This window comes from Herbaspirillum sp. B65 (assembly GCF_000333555.1).
Classification (GTDB): domain Bacteria; phylum Pseudomonadota; class Gammaproteobacteria; order Burkholderiales; family Burkholderiaceae_D; genus Herbaspirillum; species Herbaspirillum rubrisubalbicans.
The window spans coordinates 1-1,540 of sequence record NZ_BADI01000332.1; the positions used below are offsets into that span (position 1 = coordinate 1).

2 protein-coding genes are annotated in these 1,540 nt (G+C 61.8%); both read left to right on the plus strand.

Annotated features, from left to right (window positions below; all coding sequences use genetic code 11):
* Window positions 1-717 (plus strand): ABC transporter permease (locus tag I5W_RS08335; protein WP_044528876.1); only part of this gene is annotated, 717 nt, incomplete at its 5' end.
* Window positions 718-726: 9 nt separating this feature from the next.
* Window positions 727-1,540 (plus strand): ABC transporter ATP-binding protein (locus I5W_RS08340; RefSeq protein ID WP_044528877.1); only part of this gene is annotated, 814 nt, incomplete at its 3' end.

A 1,540-nucleotide genomic window follows, 5' to 3' on the forward strand; every position in this document is an offset into this window, starting at 1 on the left:
GAGCCGACGCAGTCCGGGACCCTCAGTACCGACCACACCATGCGCTACGTGCTGGGCACCGACGGTGCCGGCCGCGATATGCTCAGCGCCATTCTCTATGGCTTGCGCATCAGCCTGGGCATCGGCGTGGCCAGCGCCTTGGTGGCGCTGGTGCTGGGTACCAGCCTGGGGCTGATCTCGGCCTACTTTGGTGGCAAGGTGGATGCCTTGCTCATGCGTATCGTCGATGTGCAACTGAGTGTGCCGACGATCCTGGTGGCGCTGGTGTTGCTGGCCGTGCTGGGGCAGGGGGTGGACAAGACGCTGATGGCGCTGGTGCTGGTGCAGTGGGCTATCTTCGCGCGCAATGTGCGCGGCGCGGCACTGGTGGAGCGTAGCAAGGATTACATCGAGGCCGCCCTGGGCCAGGGCTTGCCGGCACGCCGCATCATGTTCCGCCATGTGCTGCCCAACTGCGTGGCGCCGCTGATCGTCACTACGACCAACCAGATGGCCAATGCCATCACGCTGGAGGCGACCATGAGTTTTCTGGGTATTGGCCTGCCCCAGACCAAGCCCTCGCTGGGCCTGCTCATTTCCAACGGTTTTGACTACATGCTCTCGAACCAGTACTGGATCAGCGTCTTCCCTGGGGTGGCGCTGGTATTGCTGGTCATGGCGGTGAGTCTGGTGGGCGACCAGCTGCGCTTGGTCCTCAACCCCAAGCTGGACGTATAAGGAGCGAAGATGGCACTGCTGGAAGTCAGGAATCTGGTCACACAATTCCACACCGGAGCGGGCGTGGCCAAGGCGCTGGATGATGTCTCGTTCACGCTGGAAAAAGGAAAGGTATTGGGGATCGTCGGCGAATCCGGGTCGGGCAAGTCGGTGACCGCGTTCTCGCTGATGAATCTGATCGATGCTCCGGGCCGCATCTCGGGCGGCGAGATCATCTTCAAGGGCGAGAACCTGCGGGAAGCCAGCGCCAAGCGCTGGAGTCAGTTGCGCGGGGATCGCATCGCGATGGTGTTCCAGGATCCGATGATGTCCCTGAACCCGGTCATGCGCATCGGCGCCCAACTGGGCGAGACCATTGCAATCCATCGCAAGGCGTCACGCAAGGAGATCGATACCCGGGTCTGCGATGCCTTGCGGCGGGTCGGTATCCCGGCACCCGAAGAACGTATGCGTGTGTATCCGCACGAGATGTCTGGCGGGATGCGGCAACGCGTGGCCATCGCCAATGCCATCATCAATCATCCTGATCTGATCATCGCCGATGAGCCGACCACGGCTCTGGATGTGACGATCCAGGCGCAGATTCTGTATGAGATGAAACAGCTGGCGCGGGAAAGTGGAACGGCCCTGATCTGGATCACGCATGACATCAGTGTGGTCAAGGATCTGGCCGACGATCTGTGCGTGATGTATGCCGGGCGTATCATCGAGCGCGGCCCCGTACAACAGGTGATCCAGCAGCCGCTGCATCCCTACACGCGAGGCTTGATCGACTCGCTGCCGCAAGCCGAGCACCAGGGAAAACGGCTCTTTTCCATCCCGG